General features: G+C 60.9%; 15 protein-coding genes. 2 read left to right on the top strand and 13 right to left on the bottom strand.

The annotated features are described in order from the left end of the window. The first annotated feature begins 35 nt into the window (after positions 1-35). Positions 36-521 (top strand): cob(I)yrinic acid a,c-diamide adenosyltransferase, encoded by a 486-nt coding sequence (locus DW211_RS04185; RefSeq protein ID WP_118259401.1) that lies wholly within the window; start codon positions 36-38, stop codon positions 519-521. Positions 522-543: 22 nt separating this feature from the next. On the opposite strand, the gene DW211_RS04180 is transcribed toward DW211_RS04185, so the two are convergent. The 4 genes from DW211_RS04180 to thyA all read right to left on the bottom strand — a co-directional run bounded on the left by DW211_RS04180 (position 544) and on the right by thyA (position 4,419). Next, complete coding sequence (locus DW211_RS04180; protein WP_117800953.1) at positions 544-1,893, bottom strand: MATE family efflux transporter; 1,350 nt, start codon at positions 1,891-1,893, stop codon at positions 544-546. 125 nt (positions 1,894-2,018) lie between these two features. Beyond that, positions 2,019-2,933, bottom strand: coding sequence for an RNA methyltransferase (locus DW211_RS04175; protein ID WP_117800951.1), 915 nt, complete (start codon positions 2,931-2,933; stop codon positions 2,019-2,021). A gap of 109 nt (positions 2,934-3,042) precedes the next feature. Further along, positions 3,043-3,561 carry a dihydrofolate reductase gene (locus DW211_RS04170; RefSeq protein ID WP_118259399.1) on the bottom strand — a complete coding sequence of 173 codons (519 nt, stop codon included), beginning with the start codon at positions 3,559-3,561 and terminating at the stop codon, positions 3,043-3,045. Between the two features lie 9 nt (positions 3,562-3,570). Next, entirely contained in the window at positions 3,571-4,419 is an 849-nt protein-coding gene (thyA, locus tag DW211_RS04165) for a thymidylate synthase (protein WP_117629294.1), read from the bottom strand. 216 nt (positions 4,420-4,635) lie between these two features. On the opposite strand from thyA, the gene DW211_RS04160 reads away from it, so the two are divergent. After that, positions 4,636-5,391, top strand: coding sequence for a DUF134 domain-containing protein (locus DW211_RS04160; protein ID WP_118259397.1), 756 nt, complete (start codon positions 4,636-4,638; stop codon positions 5,389-5,391). A gap of 120 nt (positions 5,392-5,511) precedes the next feature. On the opposite strand, the gene ffh is transcribed toward DW211_RS04160, so the two are convergent. From ffh to DW211_RS04115, 9 genes are all read right to left on the bottom strand, one after another. Next, the gene (gene ffh, locus DW211_RS04155) at positions 5,512-6,987 is read right to left on the bottom strand and encodes a signal recognition particle protein (protein ID WP_022093830.1); all 1,476 of its coding nucleotides are present in this window, start codon (positions 6,985-6,987) and stop codon (positions 5,512-5,514) included. 10 nt (positions 6,988-6,997) lie between these two features. Then, a complete protein-coding gene (gene ftsY / locus DW211_RS04150) occupies positions 6,998-7,915 on the bottom strand; it encodes a signal recognition particle-docking protein FtsY (RefSeq protein WP_089571706.1) in 918 nt (305 codons plus the stop codon). Then, a complete protein-coding gene (smc, locus tag DW211_RS04145) occupies positions 7,915-11,451 on the bottom strand; it encodes a chromosome segregation protein SMC (RefSeq protein ID WP_118259395.1) in 3,537 nt (1,178 codons plus the stop codon). Before smc ends, ftsY begins: the two co-directional genes overlap by 1 nt. 10 nt (positions 11,452-11,461) lie before the next feature. Beyond that, positions 11,462-12,187 (bottom strand): ribonuclease III, encoded by a 726-nt coding sequence (gene rnc / locus DW211_RS04140; RefSeq protein ID WP_117637759.1) that lies wholly within the window; start codon positions 12,185-12,187, stop codon positions 11,462-11,464. 3 nt (positions 12,188-12,190) lie between these two features. After that, on the bottom strand, positions 12,191-12,433 hold the full coding sequence (locus DW211_RS04135; protein WP_055309519.1) for an acyl carrier protein: 243 nt from the start codon (positions 12,431-12,433) through the stop codon (positions 12,191-12,193). 124 nt (positions 12,434-12,557) lie between these two features. Next, positions 12,558-13,577 carry a phosphate acyltransferase PlsX gene (plsX, locus tag DW211_RS04130; protein ID WP_118259393.1) on the bottom strand — a complete coding sequence of 340 codons (1,020 nt, stop codon included), beginning with the start codon at positions 13,575-13,577 and terminating at the stop codon, positions 12,558-12,560. A gap of 87 nt (positions 13,578-13,664) precedes the next feature. Further along, positions 13,665-13,844, bottom strand: coding sequence for a 50S ribosomal protein L32 (rpmF, locus tag DW211_RS04125; protein WP_022094017.1), 180 nt, complete (start codon positions 13,842-13,844; stop codon positions 13,665-13,667). Between the two features lie 64 nt (positions 13,845-13,908). Then, positions 13,909-14,463: a DUF177 domain-containing protein gene (locus tag DW211_RS04120; protein WP_118259391.1), complete on the bottom strand. Its 555-nt coding sequence runs from the start codon at positions 14,461-14,463 to the stop codon at positions 13,909-13,911. Next, on the bottom strand, positions 14,463-14,960 hold the full coding sequence (locus DW211_RS04115) for an ATPase (RefSeq protein WP_040358176.1): 498 nt from the start codon (positions 14,958-14,960) through the stop codon (positions 14,463-14,465). The genes DW211_RS04120 and DW211_RS04115 overlap by 1 nt, the downstream gene beginning before the upstream one ends. Positions 14,961-14,993: the final 33 nt, after the last annotated feature.

Here is a 14,993-nt window from a genome sequence, read left to right as displayed (position 1 = left end):
GGCGATAAACCGACGCCGGGCACGAAAGGACAGAGATGGCATCACTGGAAGTCGGCAAGGTTCAAATCTATACGGGCGACGGCAAGGGCAAGACGACGGCTGCGCTGGGGCTCGCGCTGCGCGCCACGGGTTATGGTCTTAACGTGCTCATGCTTCAGTTTGCCAAGAAGCTGCACTGCGCCGAACATGATGCCGCGCCGTGCTTGGGACTACGCATTGTACAAGCCGACCGCGACACACCCGAAACCTGTGCCACACAGATTATGGAGCTGGCGCGCGAGCAGATTGGCCAGGTCGACGTACTGATCTTGGATGAGCTGGGAGAAGCCATGCGACGGGGCTTTGTGACGCGTGAAGATGTCGAAGCGTTGATCGCGATGAAACCAACGACCACGGAGCTCGTGCTCACCGGCCGCGGCTTGCTGCCCCTCGCAGACCTTGCCGACCTAGTAACCGAAATGCGCCCCGTCAAACACTACTTCGACGAAGGCCTCCTAGCCCGCCAGGGCATCGAATACTAGTCATTGGGGACGTCCCCAATGACTAGGCGGTGGCGCGACCGAGCCAGTTGCCGCTGTGATGGTAGACGGTGAACATCGCGGCGGTGATTACCCAGGTCATGGGGTAGACCAGCAGCAGATGCTCGAGCGAGGGGTCGAGCGGCATAATCGCGAACACCCACGCCACGCGGAGCACGACGGTGCCAAAAATCGTGAGCATCATAGGCTGGAAGCTCACGCCAGCGCCGCGGATGGAGCCGGACGCGTTTTCGATAATCGAGAAGATCGCGTAGAACGGCGCGATGAAATGAAGAATCGTCGTGGTGTAGGCCGAAATCGAAGCATCGTCGACAAACAGACGCGACAACGGACCCGAGAACACCAGTAGCACGGCAGACAGGCCACCAATGAGCATAAACGACAGCACAAGCGACGTATGGTAGCCCTTGCGCATGCGCTCGTAGTTGCGCGCGCCAAAGTTCTGTGCCGAGAACGTGGTGATCGAAACGCCAAGCGCCTCGGTAACCATCCAGACAATGCCATCCAAACGGCCCGAAAGACCCCACGCCGTGGTGACATCGGCACCAAACGAGTTGACCGACACCTGAATCAAAACGTTGGAAATCGAATACGCAGCAGACTGAAAGCCAAGCGGCAGACCACACGAGATCATGCTCTTACAAATGCCAGGATCAATGCAGAGTTTGGACAGTGAAAGCCGCCACGCACCCGGAGCGTGCATCATACGAATCACGATCATCGTGGCGTTGGAGCAAATGGTCAGCGCCACCGCGATGCCGCAGCCCAGAGCCTCCATATGAAGCACGGCAACGAAGATGACATCCAGCACCGCATTAACAAGGCAGCCGGAAGCAATGATCACAGCAGGACCGCGTGTGTCGCCCACGGCGCGCAGCAGCGCCGTTCCCATATTGAGCAGCAGCGCCGCAACCATGGCGGCAAAATAGCAACGAGCATAGGCCACGCCCTCGGCCAATAGTTCATGCGGCGTGTTCATAAGTACCAGCATGGGCTCAACGAACACTATGCCAAGAATCGAGAAAACGATACCGCCCACCAGCGCGAGCGTCATGGCCGTATGGACCGAACGACTCAATCGCTCATCATCGTGCTGACCAAAATACTGACCGGTAATGACCGCGCAGCCAGCGCCAACGCCAACGCAAAAGCCAATGCAGAGCTCGGTGAGCACCATCGTGGCTTGAATGCCACCCAGCGCGAGCTTGCCGCCAAACTGGCCGACGATATACGTACCAATAAGCGTGTAAGCCTGCTGAAAAAACGAGCTAAAGAAGATAGGGACGCACAGCGACAGCAGCTGTTGCCAAATGACACCCTGCGTTACATCGATAGCCGTAGATTTCTTAGCCACACGCCCTCCCCACCAGCGTACGTCAAACAACAAAACGGCAATTTAAGACCAAAGCCAATACCAGCTTAGCACCGACCGACGTCGGCCGAAACGCCCCGAACCAGAGCCCGGTGCTAACTATCTGCCTAGTGATACAGCCCCGGCTGGTAGTGGTACTCGTTGCTCACATGCGGGCACAGCTGCCAAAAGGCAACAGCGCTTGCCGCGGCCACGTTGAGTGAATCGACCCCATGCGCCATCGGAATACGCACGGCGCGGTCGCAGCCTGCAATGGTCTTGGCGCCCAAGCCAGCACCCTCGGTGCCCATAAAGATTGCCAGGCGGTCAATCTCCTGGAGCGCGGGATCGTCCAGCGACACCGAATCATCCGTCAACGCCATAGCGGCACACGAAAAGCCGGCATCGTGTAGCACCGCCAGCCCATCATGCGGCCATACGCGCGCTTCGCTGCCAATGCGTGTCCAGGGCACCTGGAACACCGTGCCCATGCTCACGCGGGCCGAACGACGATACAGCGGATCACAACACGTAGGACTGACCAAAATGCCGTCAACGTTGAGCGCGGCCGCCGAGCGGAATATTGCGCCCACATTGGTATGGTCGACAATGCCCTCGAGCACGCACACGCGCACCGGGCGCTCCCCCGCCGCCTCGACGACGCCGCCCAAGAACTCATCAACCGGAATCTGTCGCGGGCGACGAAATGCCGCGAGCGCACCGCGCGTCACGTTAAAACCCGTCAGACGCTCCATAAGCTCCATCGAGGCAACGAACACGGGAACCGGACCCGCGCCCTCGCGTACCGCCAGGCGCTCAAACAGCGGCATCATTTGGTCGAGCCAGCGCTCGCCCAAAAGAAAGCTCACCGGCTCGTATCCGGCGCGAACCGCACGTTCGATGACCTTGGCACTCTCGGCGATAAAAATGCCCTTCTGCGGCTCCAGCACGCAGCGCAGCTCACGCTCGGTCAGTCGCACGTAGGCATCAAGCCGCTCGTCCTCGAGCGAATCGATTCGCAGCACCTCAACGGCATCAGTCATAGCAGCCAGCCCGCACCTTTCTTTACAGCGCATCTATACCAAACGAGGCGACGCTAAGCGCCGCCCCATGCATTCAAACAATCCGATGATACCGTTCACGCCGGACGATTTACGCCTCAACGCGACGATACGTTACGAACTCATAATCGACACCCTCGTCGCCCTCGCCCGAGGCAATCGTGGCAACACCGCCACGCCGCGCAATCTCCCACGCGGGATCGGCATCCAAATCGGGAAAATACGTATCCACGTCATGCACGCAATGGTTATGCGTAACCTCGGCCTCCACGCAATACGGCAAAAACTGTCGATATACCTCGCCGCCGCCAATCACCCACGCAACGGTCTCATCGGCAACCGCGGCGAGCGCCTCGCCGATACTATGCACCACGTCGACACCTTCGGGCGAAAAATCCTCGTCGCGCGTGAGCACGATATTGCGACGATTCTTGAGCGGCCGTGCGCCGGGAAAACTCAGCAGGGTCTTGCGCCCCATAATAACCGGGCAACCTTTGGTGCACGCCACAAAATGACGCATGTCGGCACGGTTGGACACCACCATGTCGCCCTCGCACCCAATACCCCAGTCATCGCACACGGCGACAATGGCAGAAAGCTTACACGTCATGCACGTCACCTACACCGCAATGGGGATGTTCTTGACCTGCGGGCCGTGCTCATAGCCCTCGACAATCAGGTCGTCGGTCGTAAACGCATAGAAGTCATGCACATCGGGGTTAAGCGTTACCTTAGGCGCGGCAAACTGCGGACGCTCGATAAGCTCCCGGACGATATCGACATGACGGTCGTAAATGTGGGCATCGGCAATCACATGCAGCAACTCGCCGGGAATCATATCGACCGACTGCGCGACCATCATCAGCAAAATGGCGTACTGGCACACATTCCAGTTGTTCGCAGCCAAAATGTCCTGGCTGCGCTGGTTGAGAATCATGTTGAGCGTCGGTTTATCATCCTGCGGGCGCTGCGTCACGTTATACGTCACGCTGTAGGCGCACGGATACAGGTGCATCTCGGACAGGTCGCTAAACACGTAGGTATTCGTCATAATGCGGCGGCTGTACGGCGTATTCTTGAGGTCGTACAGCACACGGTCCATCTGATCGAAGTCACCCTCGGCATAATGGCTCTTCTGCCCAATCTGATACCCGTAGGCCTTGCCGATGGAGCCGGTCTCGTCGGCCCACTCATCCCAAATATGACTGTTGAGGTCATGCACGTTATTGGACTTCTTTTGATAGATCCATAGGATCTCATCCATGGCAGATTTGAGGGCCGTGCGACGCAGGGTAAGCGCCGGAAACTCCTCACGCAGGTCGTAGCGGGCCGTGACGCCAAAGTTTTTAATGGTATAGGCAGGGGTGCCGTCCTCCCACACCGGGCGGACCTTTTGGCCCTCGGTGGTGGTGCCATGGTCCAGAATATCGCGGCACATGGTTACAAACTGTTGATCAGCCTTGCTCATTGACCCTCCTGTCAGTCGCCTATAAGCGATTTTAATTGTAGCCCAGGCGCGCAGTGTCGGATTGGACACTTGGGTCGGCACACGCAATGCACGGCAGCCAGCACCCCCACAATCGCAGACGTAACAACTTTGAATTTCTGACATATGTTAAAAAAGCTTGCGCGGAACCGCATACACGCTATCCTATTACTGACATATGTCAGATTTGGAGAGAGTATGGCAGGAAGACGCGAAAAATTACGCCGTGTTGGGATCATCCCCGAATATCGCGGCTTTACCCCCGACGGCCTTGCCAGCGGAGACGCCATCGACATGACGGTCGACGAACTCGAGGCGCTGCGCCTGTGCGACCTGGAAGGCCTTAACCAAGAGGCAGTCGCACAGCAGATGGGTATCGCGCGCGCCACGGTGGCGGCTATTTGCAGCCGTGCGCATCGCAAGGTGGCAAACGCGTTGGTCAACGGGCGGGCGCTCGTCATCGAGGGCGGCAATATCGCGTACTCCCCCATCACCGCAACGACGGCCGCATGGCCAGCAAAGGAGGTCGACACCATGAGGGTGGCAACCACGTACGACAACGGCAACATCTTTATGCACTTTGGCCGCAGCGAGCAGTTCAAGATCTACGACATTCAGGATGGCAAGGTACTCAACGAGCAGGTCGTGGGCACCGACGGCACCGGTCACGGTGCCCTTGCGGGCCTGCTCGCCAACGGTGGCGTGGACACGCTCATCTGCGGCGGCATCGGCGGTGGCGCCATCAACGCGCTTGCCCAAGCCGGCATCACGGTGTACGCAGGAGCTCAGGGCAGCTGCGACGCTTGTGTCGAGGCCCTTATCGCCGGAACGCTCGCACAGAACGGCGAGGCCACGTGCGGCTGCCACGGCCATGACCACGACCACGCCCACGAACATGGCGAGTCCTGCAGCTGCCACGGCCATCACGAGCACGAGGGCTGCGGCTGCCACTAACGGCACGGCACCGCGAGCTCGGGGCGCGACGCTGAACGCAGCCCAACTATCAAAGCCAACAACAAAGGCCACCCGGTAGCTTCCGAGTGGCCTTTGCCATATCAAGCTGGAATTACAGCCCTATTTCTTATTGCGCATCTGCGCTTCCATCTGGCGCAGCAGGTCCATATCGGACTTAGGACCACCCGTTCCCAGGCCGCCCATGCCGCCCAAGCCCATGGCATCCAGACCGGGAATATTGGGCATGCGCATCTTCTTGCCCTTCTTGCCCTTTTTGCCCTTCTTGCCGCCGGCCTGTGCCTGATTGGCCATCGTGCGCATGCGGCCCATCATCTTGTTCATCTCGCCCCACTGCTTCATAAGGCTATTGACCTCGGTGGGGGTCACACCGGCGCCCTTGGCGATACGCGCGCGACGCTGGCCGTTGATGATGGAGGGACGCAGACGCTCCTCCTTGGTCATCGACATGATGATGGCCTCGTTCTTGTCGAAGATGCCCTCGTCCAGGTTACCGCCCATCTGGTTGAGCGCGCGCTGGCCACCGGGGAGCATGCCCAGGATACCCTTCATGCCGCCCATCTTTTTGACGGCTTTCATCTGGTCGAGCATGTCGTTCATGGTAAAGCCCTCGCGCAGCATGCGCTCGGCAGCCTCGAGCTGTTCGGCATCGGCGGCCTCCTGGGCCTTCTCGATGATGCCGACAACGTCGCCCATGCCCAAGATTCGCTTGGCCATGCGATCGGGATAGAACGGCTCAAGCGAATCGGGTTTCTCGCCCATGCTCACAAACTTGATGGGCTTGCCGGTCACCTGACGCACCGAAAGCGCGCCACCGCCACGGGCGTCACCGTCGAGCTTGGAGATAATCACACCATCAAAGTCGGTGCGCTCAGCAAACGTCGAGACCACGTTGACGATATCCTGGCCGGTCATGGCGTCGACGACCATCAGCACCTGGTCGGGCTTGACGGCCTTCTTGATGTCGACGGCCTCCTGCATCATCTGCTCGTCGATCTGCAGGCGGCCGGCGGTATCGACGATGACCACGTCACGCAGGTGGTCGACGGCCTCCTGGATGGCGCCCTTGGCGATGTCGACCGGGTGCTCGCCGTCACCGCGGAAGACCGGCACGCCGATCTCGCCACCGAGCGTGGCAAGCTGGTCGGCAGCAGCGGGACGGTAGACGTCGCACGCGGCGAGCAGCGGCGAGCGGCCCTGCTTCTTGAGCAGGTAGGCAAGCTTTACGGCAGCCGTGGTCTTACCGGAGCCCTGCAGGCCCACGAGCATGATGACATTAGGAATGCGGTTGCTAAAAACGAGCTTGCTCTCGGTTGAGCCAAGCATCTCGGTGAGCTCGTCGAGCACGATCTTGACGACGTTTTGCGCCGGCGACAGCGACTCCATGACCTCGGCGGTCATGCAGCGCTCCTTGGTCTTAGCAACGAACTCCTTGACGACCTTAAAGTTAACGTCGGCCTCGAGCAGCGCCATGCGAATGTCGCGCATGGCCGAGGTGATATCGGCCTCGGTCAGCTTACCCTTGCCGCGCAGGCGGTCAAATGTGTCGTTGAGGCGATCGCTCAGAGAATCAAACACTGGTTACTCCTTAATTGGACTCGCCCACCAGGGCGCGGCAGAAATCTTTGGCATTGAACTCCTGCAGGTCATCGACCTGCTCGCCCACGCCCACGCGCAGAATCGGGAGCTTGAGCTTCTCGGCCACGGCCATGGCGATGCCGCCCTTTGCCGTACCGTCGAGCTTCGTCATGATGATACCGTCCAGACCCAGCGCCTCGTTAAACTCGAGCGCCTGGTTCAGACCGTTCTGGCCGGTGGCGGCATCGATCACGAGCACGACCGAGACGGGCATGGGGCCGGCGGCCATATTGGCGGCGCGCTTACGCGTCACGTTAACCACCTTGGCAAGCTCGCGCATGAGCTCGGGGCTCGTGTGCAGGCGGCCGGCGGTGTCGATCAGCACCAGGTCGCTGCCGCGCTTATCGGCCTCATCGAGCACGTCGTAGCAAACACTTGCCGGGTCGGAGCCGCGATCGCGCTTAATGACGGGGACGCCGGCGCGCTGACCCCACACATCGAGCTGCTCGATGGCGGCGGCGCGGAAGGTATCGGCAGAACCGATCACGACATTCTTGCCGCGGGCGGCCATGGCGCTCGCGATCTTGCCGACCGTCGTGGTCTTGCCGGCGCCGTTAATGCCTACAAACAGCACGCAGCTCGGCGTGTCGGAGAACGGATCGCGCTCGGCGGGCACAAAATGCTGCTCGAGCTGCTCAGCCAGGGCGCGACGGAGCTGCGGGGCGGTCTTGAGGTTCTTCTTGGCGGCCGTCTCGCGCAGATCATCGGAGACCTGAATGGCGACCTCGGCACCCATGTCACCCATAACGAGGGTGTCCTCAAGGTCCTCCCAAAAGTCCTCGTCGACCTCGCCGCCAAAGTAGAAGACCTCGTTGAGGGCCTCGCGGCTGCGCTCAAGTCCGCGCGAGAGAGCGTCAAAGAATCCCATTATGCATTCACGACCTTTCCGGTTTCGCGATCGAGTTTTTGCGAGACGACGCGACTGACGCCGTCGGCTTGCATCGAGACGCCGTAGAGAACGTCAGCGTCCTCCATAGTACGGCGCTGATGCGAGATAACCAAGAGCTGCGTATCGGAACGTAACACGTCGAGCGCACCGATGAGCTTGGACAGGTTAGCGTCATCGAGAGCCGCCTCGACCTCGTCCAGCACATAGAACGGCACCGTGCGCGTGCGATACACGGCAAAGAGCAGGGCGAGCGCCGTCAGACTCTTCTCGCCGCCCGACATGAGCATCATCTTGGTGATGCGCTTGCCGCGCGGCTGCGCCACGACCTCGATACCCGTCTCGGCCGGATGCTCGGGATCGGTCATCTCCAGATGAGCCTGGCCACCCGGGAACAGCATAGCGAAGATCTCGCGGAAGTTCGCGTCGACCTTCTCAAACGTCACCAGAAACGCCTTGCGCATCTTGCGATCAATGGCCACCGTGATCTTGGTGAGCGCCTTACGCGCGCTCTCCAGATCGGCCAGCTGCTCCTCGATGTAGTCAGCGCGGCGCTTGAGCTGCTCGTACTCCTCCATGGCAACTTGGTTCACGGGACCAAGGTTGTTGATCTGGCGCACAAGCTGGTTGAGCTCGCGCTCGGCGGCATCGCGGTCCGTGGGCGCAGGAAGCATAAGCGCTTCCTCGAGTACCGTGTTGCCATCGGCGGTAATGGCCTTAATGGCGGCCTCTACCTGCACCTCGAGCTTGCCACGCGCGACCTTAAACTCGTTTTGCGTGGCGGTGGCGGTATCGACCTTCTCCTTAGCGCGGGCAACCTCTGCCTTGGCATCCTCGATGGTCTTCTTGAGCGAAGCAGAGTCCGCCTCCTCCAGAGAGGCCTGGTCACGCAGACGCGCTGCCCAATCCGACGCGCGCTCCAGCAGGGCCGAATAGCGCTCGTGCATGGGATCGACGCGCAGGCGCAGCAGCTCGAGTGAGCGCGAAGCCTGGCGTGTTCCGCGGATACGGCGGTCGATGCCCTCCAGGCGATGCTCCAGATCGGGTACACGGCCCTTCAGAGAACGAAGGCGCTCGCTCGTCTGGGCTAGGCGGACCTTGGCATCGGCGAGCTTACCGGCAGCCTCAGAATCGTCACGGCGAACGCGGTCGAGCTCGTCATTGGCCTCGGCAATCTGAAGGCCCAGGTCGCTTGCCTGCGCACGGGCCTCGTCCCGCGAACGGGTGAGCTCGTCCACGTGCGGGCGCGCAGCGCGAACGGCCTCGGCGGCCTGCTCGCGGCGCTTGGAGATGCGCACGCGCTCGACCTCGGCGTTGTTGGCGCTTTGCTCCAGGCGGCCAATCTCGGAGAGCAGCGAGCGGCGCTCGCCCTCAAGACGGGCGATCTCGCCGGCGGCATCGCCCTCAGCGGCACGCGCCTCTTCGACGGCCGCATTGGCCTCGACGACCTGATCCGACACATGCTCAAACACAGCAGCCAGATCAGGCTCCAGGCCCTCCAGCTCGCGAATGCGACGCTTGCGCTCCAAAGCACCCGAAGCCTCGCCGGCGTCGAGCCCCACACGCACCAGGCCGCCGCAGGCAACGCGGGCGCCATCGGGGGTCACGTAAGTCACGCCGTCAACGACAGGCGCGGCCAGCGCAGCCGCCAAGTCGTCGACAACGTAATAGCCGCCGAGCAGCGCCTCGACAACCGGGCCATAGCCGGCGCGTACGGACAGGCGATCGACCAGGCGGGAACCGGCAGCGCCCTTAGCGGCAGCGGAGGCGCTCACACCGCGCGCGACCAGCAGCGCCTCGCCCGAGGCCTTCTTCTGGTCCAGAGCGGCACGACCGGCACGCTCAAGCGCGGACGCATCGTCGAACAGCAGCGCATCGATATCGCCGGCGAGCAATTGCTCAACCAGGCCCTCAAGCTCACGCGGGGCCTCGAGCACGTCGCCCAGACGACCCGAGACATCGTCGCCCAGCGCACCCATCAGACGGCTCACCAGCGGCGAGCTGTCAGCCATGCGGGCATCGAGCTTCTTTTGGCTGGCAAGCTCCGAGCGCACCTCGGACAGTTTGTTGCGCGCCTCGCTCTCGCGGGCACGCAGGTCCTTAAGGGCTGCACGGGCGACCTCGGTAGCCTCGCGCGCATCAATCTGGGCTTGACGGGCCTGATCGAGTGCACCCTCAAGCTCCTCGGCGCGGTCGCGACGGCTCTCGAGTGAGGCCGTGACTTCCTCGAGCTGCTCGTCGATCTGCTCCAGGCGTGAGGCGTACATGTTGTCCTCGACCTCGGCGTTGCTCAGCGAGTCCTTCACCTTGGCGAGTTCGAGCGCCGCGTTATCGGCCACACGCTGCACATCGCGTTGCTCACGCGTAAGCTGCGAAATCTGATTGTCGAGCGTCACGCGCCGCTCGTGGAGCTGAGCGGCGGCAGGACCAGCGGCGTCAACGTCCTCCTGGGCCTGCATGTGCGCGCCGGTCACTTCCTCAAGCTGCGCACGCGCGTCCTCGAGCTCCTCTACCACGCGACGACGCTGATGCTCGGAGCTCGAGATCTGGCCGCGCATGTCGGACAGGCGCGACACCATGTTGTGGCCCTTTTCCTCGAGCAGGCGCATATCGGAGTTAATGCGGCCGACCACGTCTTGCATATGGCGGCGCTGCTCGCCCAGATCGCCCACAAACAGGCCCTTTTCCTCGAGCATGACCTGGAGCTTCTCGAGCTCGCGTTCCTTTTCGCCCAAGCGGTACTGCGCAAGCTCCAGCTCGGCGGCACCTTCCTTGGAGCGGCTCTCCAAGTCGTTCCACTGCGACTGCAGCGAACGCAGCTCGTCGACGGCCAGCATCTGCGTAAGCTCGTTCGCGCGCGAGGACAGCTCTTTATACTTGCGCGCGCGATCGACCTGACGCTCCAGCGGTCGCAGCTGACGGGCAATTTCCTTATTGATGTCGCGGGCACGCGTCAGGTGCTCGTCCATCGATTTAATCTTTTTGAGCGCACGCTCCTTGCGGCGCTTGTGCTTGGAGATGCCGGCGGCCTCCTCGATGAGGGCACGGCGCTCCTCGGGGCGGCTCTGCAAAATGGCGTCGAGCTTGCCCTGGCTGATGATGGAATGCGTATCCTTGCCCAAGCCCGAATCGTGCAGGATGTCCTGAATGTCCATCAGGCGGCACGGACTCGAGTTGATGAGGTACTCGCTTTCGCCCGAGCGATACATACGACGGGTGATGGCGACCTCGTCAAAGTCGACGGGCAGCATATGGTCCGAGTTATCGAGCACCAGCGTGACCTCGGCGACACCCACCGGCTTGCGCGCTGACGAGCCCGAGAAGATGACATCCTCCATGGCCTGGCCGCGCAGCTGCTTGGCGCTCTGCTCGCCCAGGACCCACAGAATCGAGTCAGAGATGTTCGATTTTCCCGAGCCGTTGGGACCGACGATGACGGTCAGGCCCGGCTCAAACGTCATATGGGCGCGGTCGGCAAACGACTTGAACCCTTTGAGCGTGAGGGACTTGAGATACACGGTTCCTCGCTTAAACAGGCTTCTTGTTGAGAATCACGCCGTTGGTGGTGTAGCCCATGCGGTCAAGTGCCTCAAGTGCAGCGGCTCCCTCGGCTTCCTTCTTTGAGGAGCCGGAGCCGCGACCCTGGCGAATACCATCGATCAACACCACGGCGGTAAAGGTGGGCGCATGCGCCGGGCCCTCGGAGCCAACGAGCTTATACGCCGGGGGTTCGTGACCGTCGGCTTGCACGCACTCCTGCAAGAACGATTTGGGGTTCGCGGGGTGCTCGGCACGCTCGGAGGCCAGGTGCGGCTTAAGCGTACGGTGAATGAACTCCGCCGCCGCATCCCAGCCGGCGTCCAGGTACAGCGCGCCCACGAGCGACTCGTAGACGTTCTCGAGCGCCGAATGCAGGCCGCGCGCACCGGTACCGGTCTCGGAGGCACCAAAGATGATGATGTCATCGATGCCCAACTCGTGAGAAACCTCGGACAGCGTGGCGCCCGAGACAAGCGACACCTTCAGGCGCGTGAGCTTGCCCTCGTCAAACTCCGGATAGGACTCAAAGAGCGAACGGGCGACGACGGCGCCCAAAATGGAATCGCCCAAGAACTCAAGGCGCTCATAGCTGGCAGAAACCGGCTGGCCCTCGACTGCCGAGGGATGCGTAAGCGCCGCGCGCAGCAGCACCTTATTATTGAACTCGTGGCCAAGAATCTCCTGGGCGCGCGTAAGTCGTTCGGATAAAGCCAAGACCTAAGCCTCCCTGGCGTTTTCGATCGCGTCGACGGCGTCGGCGACAGAGTTGAGCGAGAGCAGGGTCTCGTCATCGATCTCGAGATTGAACTCGTCCTCGATAGCCGTAACCAGTTGCAGGCGCTCGAGCGAGTTGGCATCGAGGTCGTCAAAGGTGGTCTCATCGCTAATTTCGGCAACATCGACGCCCAGAACGTCAGCAGCGACCTCGGCGATCTTGTCGAAGATTTCGGAGCGGTCCATAGCGCTTCCTCTCATAGTGCATGAATACCAAAAGAATGGTACCGCCCGGGCGGTACCAAGACACGGTTCTGATTCTACCCCACGACGCACGCCCCGAGGCGCATAACAGCGCTCTAACTCGCTCTTATAAAACGATACCGTCCATAGAGTTGGCGACATTCTCGACCAGCCCGGCGCGCACGGCTTCAGCCGCCGCGAGCGTACCGTTTTTGACGGCCTCGACCGAGGTGGCACCGTGACCGATCAGGACCACGCCACGCAGGCCCAAAAGAATCGCGCCGCCCTTGGCATCACCAGACAGCTTGGTCTTAATCTCGCGCATCTGCTTTTTGATGAGCAGCGCGGCGATCTTGGTGCCGAGCGAGGCCATAAAGGCGCCCTTGAGCTCCTGTAGCAAAAACTTGGCAGCGCCCTCGGTAGCCTTGAGAGCGATATTGCCCGACATGCCGTCGGCAACAACGACATCGAAGTTACCCGAGGTGATGTCCGTTCCCTCGCAGTTACCAACAAAGCCGGGAACGGCGGCTTTCATGGCCGGGAAGCAGGCCTTGGTAAAGTTGGAGCCCTTCTCGTCCTCGGTGCCATTGGCGAGCAGACCTACGCGAGGATGGTCAACGCCCAAGACGACGCGGGCATAGGCGCTGCCCATCTGCGCAAAGCGCACCATATCGTCCACCTCGACATCGGGGTTGGCGCCCATATCGCACAGCACCGTCAGACCGCCGGCGCGATTGGGTAGCGCATTGGTCAGACAGGGACGTACCGGCTGCTTCTTGCCTTCGGCCTGATACCTAAACGGCGTCACATAGGCGGTGGCAGCAGCAGTCATGGCACCGGTCGAGCCGGCAGAGAAGAACGCGTCCGCATTTCCCTTCTTGATGGCGCGGCACGACAACACGATCGACGATTTACGCTTGGTCATCACGGCGCGAATGGGATCGTCATCCATGGCGATAACGTCGGGTGCCTCAAGGGCCTCAACACGTGCATGGGAAGCAGCAAAGGGATTAACGATTTCAGCGGGGCCAGCTGCCAAGACCTCGATATCGGAATCGGCGGCAAGTGCAGCCTCGATACCATCGAGAACAACCTGAGGTTTCTCGTCTCCGCCCACAACGTCTACACAAACGCGAACGCTACTCATATACATACTCCTTATACAAAAATGGCCGACTCATTGAGCCGGCCATTGTGGTTCCATTTGGAACGGCATCGCATCCAGAGTATACCGTTACTCGGTAACGATAACCTCGCGGTCCTTGTAGAAACCGCAGCTGGGGCACACGTGGTGCGGAAGCTTGACAGCGCCGCAACGGGGGCACGTGGACTGAGCCGCAGCCGAGATCTTCATGTTGGCGGAACGACGGGTGTGAGTGCGGATACGACCCTGCTTTTGTTTAGGTACGGGCATAGTGACCTTCCTTATGAACTATCCAGTGTGGCGATTACGCTCAAGTAGCGATACTACCACAGTTTTACTCATCGAGCTTGAGATTCTTCAATGCTGCAAATGGATTTTCCGTGGCAGCGGCCCATTCTGCCTCTGCCTGGGCGGCGCAATCGCATTGCTCGACGTTGAGATTGCAACCGCAAGTGGGGCACAGGCCGCGGCAATCGGGCTTGCACAGAACGACAAACGGCGTGTCCATGACGACCGCGTCGTTGATGGGCTCACCCAGATCGACGATGCGGTCCTCACCCAGGAGCTCGTAGCCGTCCTCGTAGGCCTCGGGATCCTCGGGCTCCTCAAAGAGGTAGAACTCCTCGATCTCGCCGGCGATATCAAACGAGGCAGGCTCCAGGCAACGGTCGCACTCGCCGGTGGCGTGCGCGCGGACCATGCCCGTGAGCAAGACACCGGTACCGGCATTGGTAAAGACAACGTCGTAGTCGATGCCGTCCTGTAGCTGGTACTCCTTCTCGCCCACCGTGTAGGCGGCAACATCGACCTTGCCGGTCAGCGGATACGAATCACCAGGAAACTCGAGCTGCTCAGAAAGATCGACGGTAACGCTCGGGAACTCAGCCATTACCACTGACCATTCTGTTGGGCGGCACCCTCGTTGAGCTGCTGACGGCAACGGGTAACGGTGCCGGTCAGGCTCTTGAGGTTCTCCTCCAGGTGCGTAAAGACCTGCTCTGCGTAGTCCTCGGCAGCATAACGCGTCTCGCGCTCGTACTGCTGGGCACGATCGCGGATGTCGTCGGCCTGCTGCTGTGCCAAGCGGACGATCTCCTGCTCACCGGCAATGGTGAGGGCCTGCTGCTGAGCGTCGGCGATGATGGAATCGGCCTGAGCGGCGGCGGAAGCCATAAGCTCCTCGCGCTCCTTAAGGATACGGCGGGACTTCTGCCACTCCTCGGGATAGCTCATGCGGATCTCGTCGAGAATGTTGAAGAACACGTCGGCGTCGATGACCTTGAACTGAGCGTTCTTGCCGAAAGGCGGCTTGGCTTCCTCGATCAGCCCTTCGAGCTCATCGACCAAGCTGACGATCCTATCGCCAGGAAAATTCTCGCCCGGCATCCGGTCTCCTTTCATAGGTAACATATCATCGTG

This window comes from Collinsella sp. AM18-10, from assembly GCF_003471585.1.
Lineage (GTDB): Bacteria > Actinomycetota > Coriobacteriia > Coriobacteriales > Coriobacteriaceae > Collinsella.
The sequence above is the reverse complement of the archived record's forward strand: the minus strand, read 5'-3'. Positions and strand labels throughout refer to the sequence as shown.

Bases quoted from the DNA above. Each gene is read 5' to 3' on its own strand.
- DW211_RS04185 (WP_118259401.1), top strand. From the start codon at position 36: ATGGCATCACTGGAAGTCGGCAAGGTTCAAATCTATACGGGCGACGGC.
- DW211_RS04175 (WP_117800951.1), bottom strand. From the start codon at position 2,933: ATGACTGATGCCGTTGAGGTGCTGCGAATCGATTCGCTCGAGGACGAG.
- DW211_RS04170 (WP_118259399.1), bottom strand. From the start codon at position 3,561: ATGACGTGTAAGCTTTCTGCCATTGTCGCCGTGTGCGATGACTGGGGT.
- thyA (WP_117629294.1), bottom strand. From the start codon at position 4,419: ATGAGCAAGGCTGATCAACAGTTTGTAACCATGTGCCGCGATATTCTG.
- DW211_RS04160 (WP_118259397.1), top strand. From the start codon at position 4,636: ATGGCAGGAAGACGCGAAAAATTACGCCGTGTTGGGATCATCCCCGAA.
- ftsY (WP_089571706.1), bottom strand. From the start codon at position 7,915: ATGGGATTCTTTGACGCTCTCTCGCGCGGACTTGAGCGCAGCCGCGAG.
- DW211_RS04135 (WP_055309519.1), bottom strand. From the start codon at position 12,433: ATGGACCGCTCCGAAATCTTCGACAAGATCGCCGAGGTCGCTGCTGAC.
- plsX (WP_118259393.1), bottom strand. From the start codon at position 13,577: ATGAGTAGCGTTCGCGTTTGTGTAGACGTTGTGGGCGGAGACGAGAAA.
- rpmF (WP_022094017.1), bottom strand. From the start codon at position 13,844: ATGCCCGTACCTAAACAAAAGCAGGGTCGTATCCGCACTCACACCCGT.
- DW211_RS04120 (WP_118259391.1), bottom strand. From the start codon at position 14,463: ATGGCTGAGTTCCCGAGCGTTACCGTCGATCTTTCTGAGCAGCTCGAG.
- DW211_RS04115 (WP_040358176.1), bottom strand. From the start codon at position 14,960: ATGCCGGGCGAGAATTTTCCTGGCGATAGGATCGTCAGCTTGGTCGAT.